Annotated in this window: 2 protein-coding genes; both read left to right on the top strand. The window is 67.8% G+C overall.

Annotated elements, in window-relative coordinates; genetic code table 11:
• Positions 1 to 610, top strand: a 610-nt coding sequence (locus tag AC1DY5_RS54435; protein WP_478122496.1) for an SEC-C metal-binding domain-containing protein, incomplete at its 5' end; no start/stop codon positions are given.
• 23 nt (positions 611 to 633) lie between these two features.
• The coding region (gene argJ / locus AC1DY5_RS54440) for a bifunctional glutamate N-acetyltransferase/amino-acid acetyltransferase ArgJ (protein ID WP_478122497.1) at positions 634 to 1,724 on the top strand (1,091 nt) is incomplete at its 3' end.

Consider the following 1,724-nt stretch of genomic DNA (forward strand, 5'->3'; position numbering starts at 1 on the left):
CGAGTGGGGCCTCGAGATCCCGCTGCAGAAGGATGTCGAGGCCGCGACCGCGATCGGCGACGAGGACGTGGTCGAGAAGGTGGTTGCCGCCAGCAACGACGCCTTCAACGCCAAGCTGGCCCTGATCGGCCAGGAGAATTTCACCCAGTTCGAGCGCATGGTGCTGCTGCAGAGCATCGACTCCCACTGGCGCGAGCACCTGGCGTCGCTGGACTACCTGCGCCAGGGCATCCACCTGCGCGGTTACGCGCAGAAGCAGCCCAAGCAGGAGTACAAGCGCGAGGCATTCGAGCTCTTCGGCCAACTGCTCGACTCGGTCAAGAACGAGGTCACGCGCCAGCTCATGACGGTGCGCGTGCAGTCGGGCGAGCAGTTCGAGGAAGCCGCCGAGGCCATGGAAAGCCGCGGCGAGAACCTGGCCAACATCACCTATACGGCGCCGACCGAGACCGGCGAGGTCGAGGTGCGGGTCGACGAGGAAAGCCTGCGCCGCCAGGCGGCCGGCGGCCTCAGTGCCGGCGCCGCGGCCTTCGCACGCGTCGGCCGCAACGACCCCTGTCCGTGCGGCAGCGGCAAGAAGTTCAAGCACTGCCACGGCAAGCTCACCTGACAGCCATCGACCAGGATTTTCTCATGCCAGTGAATCTCTCCGCTCCCGATCCCGCCGCGCTGCATGCGGTGCCCGGCATTCGCATCGGCGTGGCCGAAGCCGGCGTGCGCAAGGCCAACCGCAAGGACCTCACGGTGGTGCTGATCGACGAGGGCGCCGCGGTCGGCGGTGTCTTCACGCAGAACCGCTTCTGCGCCGCGCCGGTGCAGGTCTGCCGCGAGCACCTGGCAAAGGATTTCGGCATCCGGGCGATGCTGATTAACACCGGCAATGCGAATGCCGGTACCGGCCACGACGGCCTGGCGCGCACCCGCTCGACCTGCATCGCGCTGGCGCGCCAGCTGAACCTGGCGCCCGAGCAGATCCTGCCGTTCTCGACCGGCGTGATCATGGAGCCGCTGYCGATCGAGCGCATCGAAGCCGGCCTGCCCGCCGCGCTCGCCGACGCCGCGCCCGACCATTGGGCGCGCGCGGCCGAAGGCATCATGACCACCGACACCGTGCCCAAGGCCTTCAGCCAGCAGGTACAGATCGGCGGCGCGACCGTCACCGTCACCGGCATCAGCAAGGGCGCCGGCATGATCCGGCCGAACATGGCGACCATGCTGGGCTTCATGGCGACCGATGCGAAGATCGATCCGTCGCTGATCCAGCCGCTGGCGAAGGCGCTGGCCGACGCCTCGTTCAATCGCGTCACGATCGACGGCGACACCTCGACCAACGACTCCTTCGTCGTGATCGCGACGCAGAAGGCGGCGCACGACACGATCAGCTCGCTCGATTCCGCCGCGGGTCGGGCGCTTGTCGAGGCGATGCAGAACGTCGCCCGCCAATTGGCCCAGGCCATCGTGCGCGACGGCGAAGGCGCCACCAAGTTCATCACGATCCGGGTCGAAGGCGGCAAGGATGCGGCCGAGTGCCGCCAGGTCGCCTACGCGGTCGCCCATTCGCCGCTGGTCAAGACGGCGTTCTACGCCAGTGATCCGAACCTGGGCCGCATCCTCGCGGCGGTCGGCTATGCGGGCATCGCCGATCTCGACCAGACTGGCATCGACCTCTACCTCGACAACGTCCATGTGGCGGTCAAGGGCGGCCGCAATCCGGACTATCGCGA

Source organism: Variovorax sp. P4_D9 (assembly GCF_056401695.1).